This is a genomic window from Microbacterium sp. NPDC080220 (genome assembly GCF_040686395.1).
Lineage (GTDB): Bacteria > Actinomycetota > Actinomycetes > Actinomycetales > Microbacteriaceae > Microbacterium > Microbacterium gawkjiense.
On the sequence record NZ_JBFBOP010000015.1, the window covers coordinates 1 to 16,369 of the forward strand.

The 16,369-nt window shown below is 72.6% G+C and carries 16 protein-coding genes; 7 read left to right on the plus strand and 9 right to left on the minus strand.

All coding sequences use genetic code 11. The features are described 5' to 3' along the window. Window positions 1-109: 109 nt before the first annotated feature. Window positions 110-784, minus strand: a complete 675-nt coding sequence (locus tag AB0P29_RS15655) for a nucleoside/nucleotide kinase family protein (RefSeq protein WP_363381085.1) — start codon at window positions 782-784, stop codon at window positions 110-112. A gap of 245 nt (window positions 785-1,029) precedes the next feature. Between AB0P29_RS15655 and AB0P29_RS15660 the strand changes: the two genes are divergently transcribed. Further along, window positions 1,030-1,758 (plus strand): SDR family oxidoreductase, encoded by a 729-nt coding sequence (locus tag AB0P29_RS15660; RefSeq protein ID WP_363381087.1) that lies wholly within the window; start codon window positions 1,030-1,032, stop codon window positions 1,756-1,758. A 65-nt stretch (window positions 1,759-1,823) separates the two neighbouring features. Here the strand turns inward: AB0P29_RS15660 and rhaI are convergent, their stop codons facing one another. Together rhaI and AB0P29_RS15670 are read right to left on the minus strand one after the other, a co-directional pair. Then, on the minus strand, window positions 1,824-2,990 hold the full coding sequence (rhaI, locus tag AB0P29_RS15665; protein ID WP_363381089.1) for an L-rhamnose isomerase: 1,167 nt from the start codon (window positions 2,988-2,990) through the stop codon (window positions 1,824-1,826). Beyond that, the gene (locus AB0P29_RS15670; RefSeq protein WP_363381092.1) at window positions 2,987-3,352 is read right to left on the minus strand and encodes an L-rhamnose mutarotase; all 366 of its coding nucleotides are present in this window, start codon (window positions 3,350-3,352) and stop codon (window positions 2,987-2,989) included. Before AB0P29_RS15670 ends, rhaI begins: the two co-directional genes overlap by 4 nt. A gap of 106 nt (window positions 3,353-3,458) precedes the next feature. Between AB0P29_RS15670 and AB0P29_RS15675 the strand changes: the two genes are divergently transcribed. After that, entirely contained in the window at window positions 3,459-4,460 is a 1,002-nt protein-coding gene (locus tag AB0P29_RS15675) for a LacI family DNA-binding transcriptional regulator (RefSeq protein ID WP_363381095.1), read from the plus strand. 444 nt (window positions 4,461-4,904) lie between these two features. On the opposite strand, the gene crcB is transcribed toward AB0P29_RS15675, so the two are convergent. Together crcB and AB0P29_RS15685 are read right to left on the minus strand one after the other, a co-directional pair. Then, on the minus strand, window positions 4,905-5,288 hold the full coding sequence (gene crcB / locus AB0P29_RS15680) for a fluoride efflux transporter CrcB (RefSeq protein ID WP_363381097.1): 384 nt from the start codon (window positions 5,286-5,288) through the stop codon (window positions 4,905-4,907). Beyond that, window positions 5,285-5,695 (minus strand): CrcB family protein, encoded by a 411-nt coding sequence (locus AB0P29_RS15685; protein WP_363381129.1) that lies wholly within the window; start codon window positions 5,693-5,695, stop codon window positions 5,285-5,287. The genes crcB and AB0P29_RS15685 overlap by 4 nt, the downstream gene beginning before the upstream one ends. A gap of 175 nt (window positions 5,696-5,870) precedes the next feature. Between AB0P29_RS15685 and AB0P29_RS15690 the strand changes: the two genes are divergently transcribed. The 4 genes from AB0P29_RS15690 to AB0P29_RS15705 all read left to right on the plus strand — a co-directional run bounded on the left by AB0P29_RS15690 (window position 5,871) and on the right by AB0P29_RS15705 (window position 9,270). Continuing rightward, window positions 5,871-6,914 (plus strand): LacI family DNA-binding transcriptional regulator, encoded by a 1,044-nt coding sequence (locus AB0P29_RS15690; RefSeq protein ID WP_363381099.1) that lies wholly within the window; start codon window positions 5,871-5,873, stop codon window positions 6,912-6,914. Continuing rightward, window positions 6,911-8,017, plus strand: coding sequence for a glycerate kinase (locus AB0P29_RS15695; RefSeq protein ID WP_363381101.1), 1,107 nt, complete (start codon window positions 6,911-6,913; stop codon window positions 8,015-8,017). The genes AB0P29_RS15690 and AB0P29_RS15695 overlap by 4 nt, the downstream gene beginning before the upstream one ends. Before the next feature lie 303 nt (window positions 8,018-8,320). Then, window positions 8,321-8,731, plus strand: a complete 411-nt coding sequence (locus tag AB0P29_RS15700; RefSeq protein WP_217532200.1) for a DUF4383 domain-containing protein — start codon at window positions 8,321-8,323, stop codon at window positions 8,729-8,731. Then, entirely contained in the window at window positions 8,731-9,270 is a 540-nt protein-coding gene (locus tag AB0P29_RS15705) for a hypothetical protein (RefSeq protein ID WP_217532202.1), read from the plus strand. Before AB0P29_RS15700 ends, AB0P29_RS15705 begins: the two co-directional genes overlap by 1 nt. Before the next feature lie 164 nt (window positions 9,271-9,434). Here the strand turns inward: AB0P29_RS15705 and araA are convergent, their stop codons facing one another. The 4 genes from araA to AB0P29_RS15725 form a co-directional block, all read right to left on the minus strand. Then, window positions 9,435-10,937 (minus strand): L-arabinose isomerase, encoded by a 1,503-nt coding sequence (gene araA / locus AB0P29_RS15710; RefSeq protein WP_363381103.1) that lies wholly within the window; start codon window positions 10,935-10,937, stop codon window positions 9,435-9,437. Next, window positions 10,934-12,547 carry an FGGY-family carbohydrate kinase gene (locus AB0P29_RS15715; protein ID WP_363381105.1) on the minus strand — a complete coding sequence of 538 codons (1,614 nt, stop codon included), beginning with the start codon at window positions 12,545-12,547 and terminating at the stop codon, window positions 10,934-10,936. The genes araA and AB0P29_RS15715 overlap by 4 nt, the downstream gene beginning before the upstream one ends. Then, a complete protein-coding gene (locus AB0P29_RS15720) occupies window positions 12,544-13,239 on the minus strand; it encodes an L-ribulose-5-phosphate 4-epimerase (protein WP_363381107.1) in 696 nt (231 codons plus the stop codon). Before AB0P29_RS15720 ends, AB0P29_RS15715 begins: the two co-directional genes overlap by 4 nt. A 214-nt stretch (window positions 13,240-13,453) precedes the next feature. Then, window positions 13,454-14,446 (minus strand): substrate-binding domain-containing protein, encoded by a 993-nt coding sequence (locus AB0P29_RS15725; RefSeq protein ID WP_363381109.1) that lies wholly within the window; start codon window positions 14,444-14,446, stop codon window positions 13,454-13,456. Window positions 14,447-14,564: 118 nt separating this feature from the next. Between AB0P29_RS15725 and AB0P29_RS15730 the strand changes: the two genes are divergently transcribed. After that, entirely contained in the window at window positions 14,565-16,355 is a 1,791-nt protein-coding gene (locus AB0P29_RS15730) for a lipase family protein (protein ID WP_363381111.1), read from the plus strand. Window positions 16,356-16,369 lie beyond the last annotated feature (14 nt).

Below are 16,369 nucleotides of genomic sequence, written 5' to 3' on the forward strand. Positions count from 1 at the left end.
GTGACCTCCCCCGGGAACACCTCGAAATCAACCGCGTTGAGCGCGCGGACATGCCCGAACTGCCGCGAGAGACCCCGCGCCTGCAGAACCGGAACGGCCGTAGTGGTCGTCATGCGTGTGCTCCTTCGTGAGGGGTGGTCTGAGTGAGTCGCACGACGAGGTCGGCGCGTTCGCGCGCGGCCTCGACGAGCAGGGCATTGGGTTCGTCGACCTCTCGCACCCACGCGGCCGCCTCGGCCTCGGGGTGGCCATGCCCGAGTCGGCGCGCCACCAGGCGGCGGCGCCGTTCGTCGGCGTCGACGTCGAGGTACCAGACCTCGTCGAGGAGCGGCGCGACGCCGTCCCAGCCGTGCGCGTCGTGGAGCAGGTAGTTGCCCTCGGTGATGACGAGCGGGGTGGTGGCGTCGACGGCGACCGCGGAGCCGATCGACTCCTCCAGTGAGCGGTCGAAGACGGGCCCGTAGATCCGACCCTCGCGCTGCGAGCGCAGGCGCGCGAGCAGTGCGATGTACCCGTCGACGTCGAACGTGTCGGGGGCGCCCTTCCGATCCCGGCGACCGAGGCGGACGAGTTCGGCGTTCGCGTAGTGGAATCCGTCCATGCCGACGACCACGGCGCGATCGCCGAGGCCTGCGAGCAGTGCGTCGGTCACCGTCGACTTGCCCGCGCCCGGCGTGCCGGTGACGCCGAGGATGCGGCGACCGCGCTCGGCGAGACCGCGGGCGCGCTCGACGAGGTCGGCGAGCGTCGCTGGCTGCGGTGCGGCGGGCTGGGTGGGGAACACTGCTTCGTGGTCTTCCTGGGTCGATGCCGGAGCATCGATCGCTGCGTCGGTGGAGCGGATGGACGGTTCGGGGACCGTCGAACTCCGAGCACGTTACGCCGTCCATGTCACCGGTGTCAAGCGCTCCGATCGACATTCCATGACACCGGCGACATGGCCGTGTTTCTGTGGTTATCATGGCCTCCGGCAGTGACGCCATTGCGGCGCTGATCCCACCCGACACCACCGCGAACAGAGAGCACGACATGACCGATCTGCAGGGCCGCACCATCCTCGTCACCGGAGCCGGCGGCGGCATCGGCGGCGCCACCGTCCGTCACCTCGTGGCCGCAGGCGCGACCGTCCTCGCAGCCGGTCGCACGGCGGACGCGCTCGAAGCGATCACCGCCGAGACCGGCGCCGAGCCGGTCGTCTTCGACCTCGAGTCCGAAGACGAGATCCGCGCCGCCATCGAAGGGCGCGACCTCTACGGCGTCGTCAACTGCGGCGGGTGGGGCGGCGAGATCGCGACCCCGATGGAGACCGACATCGCCGTCTTCGACAAGGTCATCAGCATCAACGCACGCGGCTCGCTTCTGGTGACCAAGTACGCGTCCCGCGAGATGATCCGCGTCGGCAAGGGTGGTGCGATCGTCAACGTCTCGAGTCAGGCGAGTCTCGTCGGCCTCGCCGGCCACATCTCCTACGGCTCCTCGAAGGCTGCACTCGACAACATCACGCGCGTCTCGGCGCTGGAGCTCGGCGGGTACGGCATCCGCGTCAACAGCGTCAACCCGACCGTCGTGATGACGCCGATGTCGGCCTGGTACTGGGGTCGGCCCGACATCGAGGGTCCCTTCCTCGAGCAGATGCCGCTCCACAAGTGGGCGACTGAGGACGACATCGCCGCCCCCATCGTCTTCCTCCTGGGCGACGGCGCCGCGATGATCAGCGGCGTCTCGCTGCCGATCGACGGCGGTTACTCGAGTCGCTGATCCCGAGCGGATGCCGCGGGCTCGTCGAGCCGCGCGGCATCCGAGCGACGGGCGTGATCGTCAGGTCATGCACCCCAGCCGGCCTGCGTGCCGCCGACGCGCTCGGCGGCGATCCTCTGCAGGTGACCGGATGCCGCGTACGCGGCCATCGGGTCGGCGGGAAGTCCGCGCGAAGCTCGCCACTCGGCCAGCGCCGGACGCACGTCCGTGTAGAAGGCGTCCATGAGGATGCCGTTGGCTCCGAGGACGTCGTTGGCCTGCTGCGCGGCGTCGAGCGCGGCGCGGTCGACGAGGAGGGCGCGGGCCGTCATCTCCTGGACGTTGAGCACCGAGCGGATCTGGCCGGGGATCTTGTCCTCGATGTTGTGGCACTGGTCGAGCATGAAGGCGACGTCGGGGTTGTTCAGCCCCCCGCCGCGCACGACCTCGACGAGGATGCGGAACAGCTGGAACGGGTCGGCGGCGCCCACGATGAGGTCGTCGTCGGCGTAGAAGCGCGAGTTGAAGTCGAACGAGCCGAGCTTTCCGAGGCGCAGCAGCTGCATGACGATGAACTCGATGTTCGTGCCGGGGGCGTGGTGGCCGATGTCGAGGCAGACCATGGCGCGGTCGCCGAGCGCGGCCACCTGCGCGTACGACGTGCCCCAGTCCGGGACGTCGGTGTGGTAGAACGACGGCTCGAAGAACTTGTACTCGAGCACGAGGCGCTGGTCGTCGCCGAGGCGCGCGTAGATCTGCTGCAGCGAGTCCTGCAGGCGGTCCTGACGGCCGCGCATGTCGTTCTGGCCCGGGTAGTTCGAGCCCTCGGCGAGCCAGATCTTGAGGTCGCGCGACCCCGTCTCGTGCATGATGTCGATGCACTCGAGATGGTGGTCGATCGCCTTGCGGCGGATGGCCTCGTCGTGGTGGGTGAGGGCGCCGAACTTGTAGTCCTCGTCCTGGAACGTGTTCGAGTTGATCGTGCCCAGCTGCACGCCGAGATCCTCAGCGTGGCGGCGGAGGGCCGCGTAGTCGTCGACCTTGTCCCACGGGATGTGCAGCGCGACACTCGGGGCGAGCGCGGTGTAGCGGTTGACCTCGGCGGCATCCGCGATCTTCTCGAACGGGTCGCGCGGGGTGCCGACCGTCGCGAACACGCGGAACCGCGTGCCGGAGTTGCCGAACGCCCAGCTGGGCAGCTCGATGCCCTGGCCTTCGAGCTGGGTGAGGATCTCGGGGGAGAGCGTGGTCATGACGGATCGCTTTCTAAAGGGGCGTCGACGGCGGCCGTCAACTGGTCGTGCAGGTTGAAGACCTCGACGAGCGGGGTCGCCGCCTGATCGGGGCGGCCCTCGAGGCCGACGAAGAAGCGGCTCATCTCGGGCTCCCACCGGGCGGCGACGGGCGAGGCGGCGAGGTAGGCCTGGGCGGCCGTGTCGTCGTCGACCTCGTAGTAGCCGAACAGGCGACCGCCGTCGCCGAGGAAGAGCGAGTAGTTGCGACGACCCGCGGCGGCGATCTCGGCGAGCATCTCGGGCCACACCGGGGTGTGGCGGGCGACGTACTCATCGATCAGGGCGGGGTCGATCTGCAGCTGGAAGGCGACGCGGGGCATGTCACTCCTTCGTGAGCGCGGGTCGTTGATCGGGGAAGCGTTCTATGAAACGATTCAAGAATCACAACAGTAACGTGGGTCCGAAGCATCCGTCAAGGCAGGTCACGTGGCAGTCAGTGTGAAGGACGTCGCTCGCACCGCGGGCGTCTCGGTGGGGACCGTCTCGAACGTCCTCAACCGTCCGGCGAAGGTCGCCCCGGCGACCGTCGAACGCGTGCACGCCGCGATCTCGGAGCTCGGCTTCGTCCGCAACGACGCCGCCCGGCAGCTGCGCGCCGGCCGTAGCCGCACGATCGGGCTGGTCGTGCTGGACTCGGCCAACCCGTTCTTCGCCGAGGTCGCCCGCGGCGCCGAGGAACGCGCCGCCGAGCACGGGGTGATCGTCCTCTTCGGCAGCAGCGGACAGGATGCCGCCCGCGAGAACACGTACCTGGACCTGTTCCGCGAGCAGCGCGTCAACGGCGTGCTGCTGACCCCGATCGCGCTCGACGAGACGCGCGCCGCGATGCTCGAGACCGCCGGGGTGCCCGTCGTGCTCCTCGACGCCGAAGCCGACGGCGACCTGCCCTCGGTGGCCGTCGACGACGTCGAAGGCGGATACCTGGCCGTGCAGCACCTGTTGCGGCAGGGGCGCCGCCGCATCCTGTTCGCCGGGGGCCCGGCATCCGTCCGCCAGGTGGCGGACCGCCTCGACGGTGCCCGACGCGCGCTCGCCGAGGTGCCGGACGCCACGCTCGAGGTCGCTCCGACCGACGAGCTCACGGTGCTCGCGGGGCGGATCGTCGGCGAGGAGCTCGCCCACCGCGCCGGGGTCGACCGGCCCGACGGCGTGTTCTGCGCCAACGACCTGGTGGCCGTCGGGGTACTGCAGGGGGCCGGCATCCTCGGATCGCTGCGCGTGCCCGAGGACCTCGCCCTCATCGGCTACGACGACATCGACTTCGCCCAGTCGACGGTCGTGCCGCTCAGCTCGATCCGCCAGCCCGCGCGCGAGATCGGCGCCGCCGCCGTCGACGCGCTGTTCGCCGCCCTGGAGGACCCGGATGCCCCGCCCCAGCGCATCCGCTTCCGCCCCGAGCTCGTCGTCCGGGCCTCGACCGGGGGCTGAGCCTCGGCGGGGCACTGTCGTCGTCGGCGGGCCTGCGGCGGGTCGGGCGGCGGGGCTGAGCTTCGGCGCGCGGCACTGTCCGCGGAGATCGACGCTGTCCGCGGCGTGTCGGGCGGAATCCGAGCGGGTTTCCCCGCGAATCTCCGCGGTTCGTGCCGCAGGGCTGTGGGCGGGATGCCGAGAGGGGCGAGGTGCCGGAGCGCTCGCGCCTGCGTGATCCGGACGTCGGTGAGGCGTCGCGCCGCACCAATCGCGGGGTTTTGGCGCAGCCGGCGGCGTGCGGCGCTGCCTCGGCCGCGTTTCGCTCGGATATCCGCGGTTCGTGCCGCGCGGCTGAGGGGGGATGCCGGCATCCGTTGACACGATTCAACACCGCGCCTAGGCTCGGGGTACAGGTCGATGCCGCGCGAGCTTTCCCTATGCCGTTCAGGCGAATCGCGGTCGTCAGCCGATGAGGAGTCGGCCGAGCGCGATGCCGAGCAGGCCCGCTCCGACGGCGAGCACCAGCATCCCGACCGCGTTCATCGCGCCGAGCGCGTACCGGCGCTCCTGCACGAGGCGCACCGTCTCGAAGATCGCCGTACTGAACGTCGTGAACCCGCCGCACAGGCCGGTGCCGATGACGAGCCGCCACACGTCGTCGACGACGCCGGCCAGCGCGAGCTCGGTCACGAAGCCGAGCACGAGCGAGCCGGCCACGTTGATCAGGAGCGTGCCGACCGGCAGCGCCGTGCGCACACGCGCCTTCACGGCGCCGTCGATCACGAGACGCAGCGCGGCGCCGACGCCCCCCGCGAGCGAGAGGGCGAGGAAGAGGCCCGGCGTCATCGGATCACCGCCCTGCGGTGCCGGGCCGCGCCGAGCGCGATGCCGGCGACGGTCGCGAGCGCGCCGACGACGACGGTGCCGAGCGCGTACAGGACGCCGACCACCGGGTCGCCGCCCGTCAACAGCAGGCCGCTGTCGACGGCGAGCGCACTGTACGTCGTGAATCCGCCCGCGAATCCCGTGCCGAGGAGCAGGCGCAGCGCGCGGCGGCGACCGACGTCGGGCCCGCGTCGCGCGAGGGCCTCGAGGAGTGCGCCGAGGAAGAGTGCGCCGACGATGTTGATCGCGAGGATCGCGACGGGGATGCCGCCGACCGAGGGAATCGCGAGCGACAGGCCCTCGCGGGCCGCCGTGCCGACGGTCCCGCCGACGAGCACGAGCAGGATCGACGACCACGCGAGGTGCACCGGCCGCGCGGCATCGGCGATGTCGCCGTCGATCGGGAGTTCGCCGCGCGGGTCGGGCGCGGGGCCGGGCGTGGTCATCGCGTCCACGATAGTCCCGGCATCCGTCTCACCGTCTCTCAGCGGTCGATGACGGGCCGCTCCGAGCACGCCGACGGCCGCCCGTAGACTTCGCACCATGACCGACCGCACCCTGCGTCGACCCGGGCCCTCGGGCGCGGTGACCCTCGACGACGTCGCGCGCGAGGCGGGCGTCTCGCTCGCCACGGCGTCGCGCGCCCTCAACGGCTCGACGCGCAAGGTCGCGGACTCCTATCGCGAGCGCGTCGAGGCCGCCGCGGCGCGGCTGGGCTACACCGCGAACCTCTCCGCGCAGGCGACCGCGCGGGGGACGTCGGCGATCCTCGCGCTGGTCGTCGCCGACATCGCCGACCCCTACTTCGGGCTCATCGCCTCGGGCGTCGCGCGCGGTGCCGACGAGGCCGGGCTCGTGGTGACGGTCGCGATCACCGAGCGCGACCCCGAGCGCGAGGTGCGGCTCGTGCGGGCGCTCCGCGGGCAGCGGCCCCGCGGGCTCATCCTCGCCGCGTCCCGGACCTCGGCGGGCCCGGCGCCCGAGCTCACCCGCGAACTGGACCTGCTCGGCGCGATGGGCGGCCAGGTCGTCGCCCTCGGCCCGGGGGCCAGCGGCGTGCGTTCGCTCATCCTCGACAACCGCGCGGGCGCCGAGGCCCTCGGGCGGGCGCTCGTCGAGCGCGGCTACCGCCGGGCCGTCGTCCTGGCGGCCGATGAGGGCACGGCCACGAGCGATTCGCGCCTCGACGGCTTCCGCGCCGGCTTCACGTCGGCCGGGGGCGAGGAACCCCGCGTCTACCGCGGCGGCTTCACGCGCGAAGCGGGCGACGAGGCGATGACCCGGGCGCTCGCGGACGGCGTCGAGACCGGCACGGTCGTGTTCGGCATCAGCGACGTCGTGGCGATCGGCGCCCTCACCGCGATCCGCGCGGCGGGACGCACGGCGGGCGCCGACATCGCCCTCGCGGGGTTCGACGACATCCCGACGGGACGCGACGTGACCCCCGCCCTCACCACGGTGCACGTGCCCCTCGAAGAGGTCGGCTACCAGGCGTTCCGCGCCGCGACCGACGCCGAGTGGGAGCCGCATCCCGACGACCTGCGACTCGACGTGCTGCTGCGCGAGAGCACCCCGCCGCGCGCATGAGCGTCGTCGTCGCCCTCGACAGTCTCAAGGGCTCGCTGCCCGCAGCCGCGGCATCCGCTGCCCTCGCGGACGGGTGGCGCGAGGTCGATCCCGCGGCCGAGATCGTGCTGCGCCCCATGGCCGACGGGGGAGAGGGGACCCTCGACGCCTTCGCCGCCGCCGTGCCCGGAGCGCAGCGCCGCCCGGTGCGCGTGCGCGGCCCGCGCGGCACGCTCGTCGACGCGGCGTGGCTGCTGCTGCCCGACGGCACGGGTGTCGTCGAGCTCGCCTCGACGAGCGGCATCGAACTCCTCGGCGAGGACCGCCTGCCGTGGGATGCGGACACGACCGGGTTCGGGCAGGCGATCGCCGCCGCCCTCGACGCGGGGGTCGAGCGGCTCGTCCTCGGCATCGGCTCGTCCGCCTCGACCGACGGGGGGAGCGGGATGCTGCGCGCTCTCGGCGCGCGCATGGTCGACGCCGACGGGCGCGACGTCCCCGCCGGCGCGCGCGGGCTCGCTGCCGTGTCGGCGATCGACTTCTCGCGCCTGCGGACCCCGCCGGCGGGAGGTGTGACCGTGCTCAGCGACGTGACGAACCCGCTGACCGGGCCCGCAGGCGCCGCGGCCGTGTTCGGACCGCAGAAGGGGCTGACCGCCGCCGACGTCGAGGTCGTCGACGGCGTGCTCGAGCGGTACGCAGCCTGCATCGCCCGGCGCGTGCCGGCCGCCGACCCGCTCCTGCGGGGAGCGGGGGCCGCGGGCGGCACCGGGTTCGCGCTCGCCGCGTGGGGTGCCGACCTCGTGCCCGGCGCGCAGCGCATCGCCGACCTCGTGGACCTGGCCGGTGCGGTGGCCGCGGCATCCCTCGTCGTCACGGGGGAGGGCGCGTTCGACGGGCAGTCCGCCGCCGGCAAGGTGCCCGCGTTCGTGCAGGGGCTCGCGGCGACGCACGGGGTGCCCGTCGCGGTCGTCGCCGGGCGGATCGCCGCCGACGCCGACACCGCCGGTTTCGCGCACACGATCTCGCTCACCGACCTCGCCGGTGGCGCGGCAGCGTCGATGGCCGATCCGGCGCGCTGGCTGGCCGAAGCCGGGCGCCGCCTCGCGACACGGAGCGCCTGAGCGGGGCACACGCATGGCAGCCGAGGCGGAGCAGGGACGGCGGGAGTAGTCCCGCGAGGACTGGATCGCTTACGCCGACCGGCTGCTGGATGCCGCGCGCCGGCACGCGACGTCGGGACTCTCAGCCCGCTCATAGCAGTCGCTCAGGTCGCTCACAACCCCTGCGGGGGGCCTCATCCGCCGTCCCTACAGTCGGCGGCGACGCTCCGTGCGCAATCCGTTCTGGGCGTCGCACCGAATGATCTGCAGCACCACATGTCTGCAGGGCCGCGGCATCCGTCGCACCAACGGAGGGACACTCGAATGACCAGCTCACCCAACCGCCTCGTCGCCGTCATCTTCGGCGCCGTCTACATCCTCGTCGGCCTGCTCGGCTTCGCCGTCACCGGTGGGGTCGACTTCCTCGCCACCGACGGCGAGCTGCTGCTCGGCATCTTCATGGTCAACCCGCTGCACAACGTCGCGCACCTCCTGATCGGTGCGGCGCTGCTCATCGGCGGCCTGTCGAACGTCCGCGCCGCCAAGGGCGTGAACATCGTCGTCGGTGCCGCCTACCTGCTGCTCGGCGTCGTCGGCTTCTTCCTCGTGGGCACCGCCGCGAACATCCTGGCGCTGAACACGGCCGACCACTTCCTGCACCTCGCCAGCGCGCTCGTGCTGCTCGGCGTCGGCATCGCCGCCGACAAGCAGGTCTCCCCTCGCGCGGCCGTCTGATGTCGCCGTCCGGCCTGGTCCGCTCGTGGCCCGCGCTCGCCGCGTGGGGCGCAGGGCTCTTGCAGCTCGGACTGGGAGCGGGCGCGATCGTGAAGGGCGCCGATGCCGCTGACCGCGGCATCGGCGTCCTGCTCGCCGCCGTCGGGGCGGCGACCATCGCCTGGGGCGTCGCGGCGCTGATGCGGGGGCGCGTGGTTGCGCCGCCCGCGGGCGTCGGAGTCTCGCTCGCCGGTCTCGTCGCCGTGACCGCGCTGCTCGTGATCGGTCCCCCGCAGACCAGCATCTATCCCGTCGTCGTCTCCACAACGCTGGGTCTTTCCGTCGGCGTCGTCTCGGCGATCGCGATGCGTCGCGCAGGTCGGCGGCCGTCGCACCCCGCTGCTCGCACCGCCGCCCGCACGAGCGTCGGCGGCCTGATCGTCGGGGCCTTCCTGCTGGCAGGGCTCGTGACCCCCGCCCTGGCCGCGACGCCCATTGGCAGCGATGCGCCCGGCGCCGAGGTCAACGAGGTCTTCCTCCACGGACACGGCGGGCACTGAGCCTCGCGTTCGCGGATGCAAGAGATCCGCCGCGACACGCCGGTGCTCGAGCGGATGCCGCGGCGTGTCGCGCAGCATCCATTGCATCGCGTGACACCCACCACACCCCACGACACGCGAAACGCCCCGGCGCCAGCGGCACCGGGGCGTTCGTCGCGTGCGGGTTACAGCCCGCGGGCGAGGCGGTAGTACGCCTGGTTCCAGCGGAGCTCCTTCTGGAAGCCGCGCACCGTCGTGTCCTCGTCGATGACGAGCAGCTCGGTGCCGGCGATCTCGGCGAAGTCCCGGAAGACCTCGATGCCCACGGCCGTCGTCATGACGGTGTGGTGCGCGGCACCGGCCGCGAGCCAGCACGAGGCCGAGGTCGCGAAGTCGGGCGACGGCTTCCAGACGGCGCGGCCCACCGGCAGCTTGGGCAGGTCGGGCGCGTCGACGTTCTCGACGACGTTCGCGACGAGGCGGAACCGGTCGCGCATGTCGCTCATCGCCACGACGAGGGCGGGTCCGGCATCCGCCGTGAACACCAGGCGCACGGGGTCGGCCTTGCCGCCGATGCCCAGCTCGTGCACTTCGAGGCGCGGCTTCGAGGTCGTCAGCGACGGCGACACCTCGAGCATGTGCGCGCCGAGGATCCTCTCGTTGCCGGGCACCAGGTCGTAGGTGTAGTCCTCCATGAGGCTCGCCCCGCCGGGCAGGCCAGAACCCATGACGTTCGCGACGCGCACGAGGATCGCGGTCTTCCAGTCGCCCTCGGCGCCGAAGCCGTAGCCCTCGGCCATGAGGCGCTGCACGGCGAGACCGGGCAGCTGCGTCAGTGCGCCCAGGTCCTCGAACGACGTCGTGAACGCCCCGAATCCACCGGCCTCCAGGAACGAGCGCAGCCCGATCTCGATCGCGGCGCCGTCGCGCAGAGATTGGTGCCGCTCCGCGCCCGGCAGCAGCTCGTCGGCCACGTCGTACGAGGCGACGTACTCCTCGACGAGGGCGTCGATCTGCGCCTCGGATGCCTGGGCCACGGCATCCGCCAACTCGTTCACACCCCACGTGTTGACCTGCACGCCGAACTGCAGCTCGGCCTCGGTCTTGTCGCCCTCGGTGACGGCGACGTAGCGCATGTTGTCGCCGAAGCGGGCGAGCTTCAGGGTCTTGACGGCCTGCCACCCGGCGGCGGCGCGCTGCCAGTCTTCGATCTGCCGCACGACGACGGGGTTCGAGACGTGGCCGACGACGGTCTTGCGCGGCACGCCGAGGCGCGTCTGGATGTACCCGAACTCGCGGTCGCCGTGGGCGGCCTGGTTGAGGTTCATGAAGTCGAAGTCGATGTCGTTCCAGGGCAGCTCGACGTTCGCCTGCGTGTGCAGGTGCAGCAGCGGCTTGCGCAGCGCATCGAGGCCCGAGATCCACATCTTCGCGGGGCTGAACGTGTGCATCCACGCGATGACGCCGATGACCGAGTCGTCGGCGTTCGCGTCGAGGGCGAGCCGCTTGATCGAGTCCGAGTCCTTCAGGACGGGCTTCCACTCGACGGTGACCGGAAGGCCGGCGAGGCCCGCGGCGACGGCCTGCGACTGCTCGGCAACCTGGCGCAGCGTCTCCTCGCCGTAGAGGTTCTGGCTGCCGGTGACGAACCAGACGGTGTACTGCTCGAGGCTGGTGGAGAGGGTCATGCTGTTCCTTCGTTCGATGAGCGGATGCCGCGCAGCGGCAGTGCGGTGACGGCGGCGGCCTCTGCGGCGAGTCCGGCGCGGTAGCGGGTGAGGTAGTCGCCGAACCCGGCGACGTCGGCCGGGTCGGGGTCGGCGGTGACGGATGCCGCCCCCGCGAACACGTGGTCGGTGAGGTACGTCGACAGGTCTGAGCCGGTCTTCGCGGCGGCGAACGCGGCGAGCACGGCCATACCCCACGCGCCGCCCTCGGCCGCCGTGTTGCCGACCGTGACGGGCGCGTCGAGCGCGCCGGCGAGGAACCGCTGCGCGACCCCCGCCGTCCGGAAGACGCCGCCGTGCGCGAACATCTGGTCGAGCGCGACGCCCTCCTCGGCGAGGGTCTGCATGCCGATCGCGAGCGTCGCGAACACGCCGTAGACCTGCGCGCGCATCACGTTGGCGAGCGAGTACTCCGCGTCGGGCGTGCGCACGACCAGCGGGCGGCCCTCGTCGAGTCCGGCGATCGGCTCGCCGCTCAGGTGGTTGTACGCGAGCACCCCACCGGCATCCGGGGCGCCGGTCAGCGCTTCGCGCAGGAGCGTCTCGTAGACGGCATCCGTCGTCATCGACTGACCGGATGCCGCGGCGAACCGCGCGAACAGCGACACGAACGACGCCAGCTCGCTCGCGCCGTTGTTGCAGTGCACCATCGCGACCGGGTCGCCCGCGGGCGTCGTGACGAGGTCGATCTCGGTGTGGACGCGCGTGAGCGGGCGCTCGAGGACGACCATCGCGAAGATGCTCGTGCCGGCGCTGACGTTGCCCGTGCGCGGCGAGACCGCGTTCGTGGCGACCATGCCGGTGCCGGCGTCGCCCTCGGCGGGAGCCGCGACCGCGCCGGGCCGGAGCGTGCCGGTCGGGTCGAGCAGGGCTGCGCCTGCGGCAGTGAGCGCCCCGGCATCCGCTCCCGCGGGGAGCACCTCGGGCAGCAGGTCCGTGAGGCTGCGGCCGGCGAGGAACGCGGCGGCGTGCGCGTCGTACGCGGCGACGCGGTCGCGGTCGTACTGCCCGTCGGTGCCGATCGGGAACATGCCCGACGCGTCGCCGACACCCAGCGCGAAGCGGCCGGTGAGCTTCTCGTGCACCCAGCCGGCGAGGGTGTTGATCCTCGACGACGAGGCGAGGTGCGCCTCGTCGTCGAGGATCGCCTGATGCAGGTGGGCGATCGACCAGCGCAGCGGGATGTTGACGCCCAGGAGGTCGGTGAGCTCCGCCGCGGCGGCGCCGGTGGAGGTGTTTCGCCACGTGCGGAACGGGACGAGCAGGGTGCCGTCCTCGTCGAAGGCGAGGTAGCCGTGCATCATCGCCGAGACGCCGATGCCGGCGAGGTCGGTCAGCTCGGCGCCCTGGCGGCGGACGTCGGCGACGAGATCGGCGTAGGCGGCCTGCAGGCCCGACCAGATCGCGTCCTCGGCGTAGGTCCAGACGCCGTCCTCGAGCGCGTTCTCCCACTCGTGGCTGCCGACGGCGAGCACGGTGGTCGGGTCGCTCGCATCGACGAGGCACGCCTTGATGCGGGTCGAGCCGAGCTCGATGCCCAGCACTCCGCGGCCGGCAGCGATGGCGCTCATCGGCGGTCGTCCGAGCTCTGGCCGTACACGTTCTGGTAGCGGTTGTAGAGGGCGTCGATCTTGTCCTGCGGGATCGGGATCAGCTCCCCGCCCTGCCGGGCGAAGTGCACGGTGCGGGCGGCGTCCTCGCACATGACGGCGGCCTTGACGGCATCCTTCGCGCTGACGCCGATCGTGAACGGACCGTGGTTCTGCATCAGGACGGCGCGCGAGCGGTGGCCCGTCAGGGTCTCGACGATGCCGCGGCCGATGGAGTCGTCGCCGATGATCGCGAACGGTCCGACCGGGATCGGGCCGCCGAACTCGTCGGCCATGCCGGTGATGACGCAGGGGATCTCCTCGCCGCGCGCGGCCCAGGCCACGGCGTAGGGGGAGTGGGTGTGCACGACACCGCCGACCTCGGGCATGTTGCGGTAGACATAGGCGTGCGCGGCAGTGTCGCTCGAGGGCGAGCGGTCGCTGCCGGGGCTGCCGGGCACGACGTTGCCGTCGAGGTCGCAGAGGATCATGTTCTCGGGCGAGAGGTCGTCGTACGAGACGCCGGACGGCTTGATGACGAACAGGTCGGTGCCCGGGACGCGGCCCGAGACGTTGCCCCCGGTCCAGATGACGAGGCCGTAGCGGACGAGTTCGGCGTGGAGGGCGGCGACGTCCGCGCGGACGGCGGCGATCGCCTCATCGAGATCGGTCATGGGGTCGATGTTATCGGTAACATCCCGATTCCGCCACGCTCGGATGACGGGTTCTCGCCGCCGGTCCGGCACCAACCGCGGAGAAAACGCACGCAGCCGCATCGGATCGCCCCCGGCGGGCAGATGGCGGCCGAATCTCCGCGGTTGTTGCGGGGCGAGCCTCAACCCGGGCCCGAGCCCAAGGCCCGACCCCGAGCCCCGACCCCCGCCGGCCTCAGCCGCGCGGAGCGGCGGTCGACGCGCGCGCGACGAGCACCGGTTCGGCGACCTCCGCCGTCGCCGGCAGGCCCAGCGCCTCGGCGAGCACGCGCCGTGCCTCGCCGGCCGTGTCGACGTGCACCGTGGTGAGGGCGGGTGTGTAGAAGGCGGCATCCGCGTTGTCGTCGAATCCGGTGACCGAGACGTCCTGCGGCACCCGCAGCCCTTCGGCGACGAGGCCCGCGATGAGCCCGAGCGCCATCTGGTCGTTGGCCGCCGCGACCGCGGTCGGCCCGTCCTCGCGGCGCACCGCCTCGGCCACCTCGCGCGCCGCGGCCGCGCCCGTCGCCGCGCTCCAGTCCCCGCGCCACATCGCCGCGGGACGGATGCCGGCGGTCGCCAGCGCCGCCGCGGCACCCTCGTCGCGGGCCGTCGCCTCGAGCCAGTCCGCCGGTCCCGCCAGCAGCGCGATGCGGCGGTGGCCGAGCGCGACGAGGTGGTCGATCGCGAGCGCCGCGCCGGCGCGCTGCCGCTCGGCGCCCGCACCGGTGTGCAGCGCGGCGAGCGGGGTCCCGCCCGCCACCTCGCGCAGCGCGGGCAGCGTCGCGGTGTGCGCGGCGACGACGATCAGCGCGTCGACCCCCTGCGACAGCAGGCGCTGGGCGGCATCGGTGACGGATGCCGGGTCCGCGGCATCCGCGTAGGCCGTCGCCAACCAGCGGTCCGCCTCGCGCGCAGCCGCGTCGAGCGCGGCGATGCCGGCGCCGGGGCCCCACAGGGTCGCGTCCGAGGCGACGACGCCGACGGTGCGGGTCGTCGAGGTGCCGAGCGCTCGGGCGGCGTTGTTGACGCGATAGCCGAGCTCGGCCATCGCGGCCTCGACGCGGGCCCGGGTCTCGGGGCGCAGGTTCGGGCTGTCGTTGATGACGCGCGACACGGTCTGCGTCGACACCCCCGCCCGCGCGGCGACGTCGCGCACGCCGGCGCGTGTCGTCCCGGCCCGTCCCATGGCGCTCACTGTAGCGGGCGCCATCTCACGTCGATGCGCTCGCTGTCGAGCACTCGGGCGCATCCGGCCCACGCCGTTAACGTGGAGGATCGACGCCGACGCACGGAGGAGGGACCGGATGCGGCTGCTGCAGCGCCTCGCGCTCGGACGCTTCTACGCGCGCCTGCCCGAGTGGGTGCGCCTGGTCGTCGCGGCCTCGGCGGTGGTGCTCGGCGTGGTCATCGTCATCCGGCCGACGACGGCGCTGGGCGTCCTCGCCTGGCTGATCGGCGGCGGCATGGTCCTCACGGGGGTCATCGAGCTGACGGGCCGCGACACGGAGGGGGCGCGTCCGCGCTGGCGCACGCTGACGGGCGGTGCGTGGCTCGTCGGCGGGCTCGTCGTCCTGCTGACCCCGGGACTCACCGTGCGCGTCGTGGCGACCCTCGTCGGCATCCTGCTGCTCGTCGCGGGTGCGCTCGGCGTGATCGCGGTCTTCGCGAAGGGGCGAACGATCGACGCGCGCATCGCGGATGCCGCTTTCTCGGTCTCGGGCGTGATCTTCGGCGTGCTGGCGCTGTTCTGGCCCGACATCACCCTGCTCGTCGTCGCGGTCGTCTTCGGCGCGCGGCTCATCATGAGCGGGGTCGCCGACCTGTGGACGCGCGTGCGTCGTCGCCGCGACACCGAGCGGGAGCTCCGCCACCAGCCGCAGCGCCTGCGCCGTTGGGGGCGCACGGTCACCGCCCTCGTCTCCGTCGCGCTCGCCGTCACGACCGCACTCGTCACCGTGCCGCTGCGCGAAGGATCGACCGTCGTCGACGACTTCTACGCGGCCCCTCGCGACATGCCGGGGGAGCCGGGGCGCCTCATCCGTGCCGAGCCGTTCACGAACGGCATCCCGGTGTCGGCGACGGCCTGGCGCATCCTCTACACGACCACCGGCGTCGACGGCGAGGTGCGGGTCGCGAGCGGTGTCGTGGTGGTCCCGAAGGAGGGCGACGGGCAGTGGCCGATCATCGACTGGAACCACGGCACGACCGGCTACTCCGAGCACTGCGCACCGTCGCTGCACCCGCGGGGGCTCTGGTCCGGCGCGCTCTACAACCTGCCGACGATCATCCGGCAGGGGTGGGCCGTGGTGGCGACGGACTACATCGGGCTGGGGACCGAGGGTCCGCATCCGTATCTGATCGGTCCTCCCAGCGCGACGGCGTCGCTCGACGCGGTGCGCGCCGCCCGCGAACTGCAGGATGCCGACCTCGGCGTCCGCACGGTCATCTGGGGGCACTCGCAGGGCGGCGGCGCCGCGCTGTGGGCGGGCGCGATGGCGCGCGAGTACGCGCCCGAACTGTACGTGCAGGGTGTCGCGGCGCTCGCGCCGGCCAGTGACCCGCCCGCGCTCGTGCAGAACATCTCGAGCGTCACGGGCGGCAGCATCTTCGCCTCGTACGCCTTCGCGTCGTTCTCGGCGATCTACGACGACGTCTCGTACGACGACTACGTGCGGCCGGGCGCCGACACGGTGCTCCGGCAGATGTCGGAGCGCTGCCTGTCCGACCCGTCGATCGTCGTCTCGGTCGCGGCGGCGCTCGGCATGAGCGGCGATCCGCGCCTGTTCTCGACGCCGCCGGCGACCGGTCCGCTGGGCGTCCACCTGCGCGACAACGCGGCACCGCTCCGCCAGAACGCGCCGCTGCTCATCGCCCACGGCGGGGCCGACAGCGTCATCCCGGTCACGACGCAGACCGCGTACGTCGACCGGATGTGCCGGGCCGGTCAGGTCGTCGACTACCGGATCTACGACGGGTACGAGCATGCGGCCGTCGTCGAGCGCCCGTCGCCGCTGCTCGACGAGCTCATCGAGTGGACCGCGGCGAGGTTCGCGGGTGACCCTGTGCCCGAGGAGTGCTCGATTACGAGGGAATGAGCCCCGGGTCTGAG

What these genes read in the sequence shown, in the direction of transcription:
- AB0P29_RS15660 (WP_363381087.1), top strand. Translation starts at nt 1,030, where the DNA reads ATGACCGATCTGCAGGGCCGCACCATCCTCGTCACCGGAGCCGGCGGC.
- rhaI (WP_363381089.1), bottom strand. Translation starts at nt 2,990, where the DNA reads ATGACCACGCTCTCCCCCGAGATCCTCACCCAGCTCGAAGGCCAGGGC.
- AB0P29_RS15670 (WP_363381092.1), bottom strand. Translation starts at nt 3,352, where the DNA reads ATGCCCCGCGTCGCCTTCCAGCTGCAGATCGACCCCGCCCTGATCGAT.
- crcB (WP_363381097.1), bottom strand. Translation starts at nt 5,288, where the DNA reads ATGACGCCGGGCCTCTTCCTCGCCCTCTCGCTCGCGGGGGGCGTCGGC.
- AB0P29_RS15690 (WP_363381099.1), top strand. Translation starts at nt 5,871, where the DNA reads ATGACCGACCGCACCCTGCGTCGACCCGGGCCCTCGGGCGCGGTGACC.
- AB0P29_RS15695 (WP_363381101.1), top strand. Translation starts at nt 6,911, where the DNA reads ATGAGCGTCGTCGTCGCCCTCGACAGTCTCAAGGGCTCGCTGCCCGCA.
- AB0P29_RS15700 (WP_217532200.1), top strand. Translation starts at nt 8,321, where the DNA reads ATGACCAGCTCACCCAACCGCCTCGTCGCCGTCATCTTCGGCGCCGTC.
- AB0P29_RS15705 (WP_217532202.1), top strand. Translation starts at nt 8,731, where the DNA reads ATGTCGCCGTCCGGCCTGGTCCGCTCGTGGCCCGCGCTCGCCGCGTGG.
- araA (WP_363381103.1), bottom strand. Translation starts at nt 10,937, where the DNA reads ATGACCCTCTCCACCAGCCTCGAGCAGTACACCGTCTGGTTCGTCACC.
- AB0P29_RS15715 (WP_363381105.1), bottom strand. Translation starts at nt 12,547, where the DNA reads ATGAGCGCCATCGCTGCCGGCCGCGGAGTGCTGGGCATCGAGCTCGGC.
- AB0P29_RS15720 (WP_363381107.1), bottom strand. Translation starts at nt 13,239, where the DNA reads ATGACCGATCTCGATGAGGCGATCGCCGCCGTCCGCGCGGACGTCGCC.
- AB0P29_RS15725 (WP_363381109.1), bottom strand. Translation starts at nt 14,446, where the DNA reads ATGGGACGGGCCGGGACGACACGCGCCGGCGTGCGCGACGTCGCCGCG.
- AB0P29_RS15730 (WP_363381111.1), top strand. Translation starts at nt 14,565, where the DNA reads ATGCGGCTGCTGCAGCGCCTCGCGCTCGGACGCTTCTACGCGCGCCTG.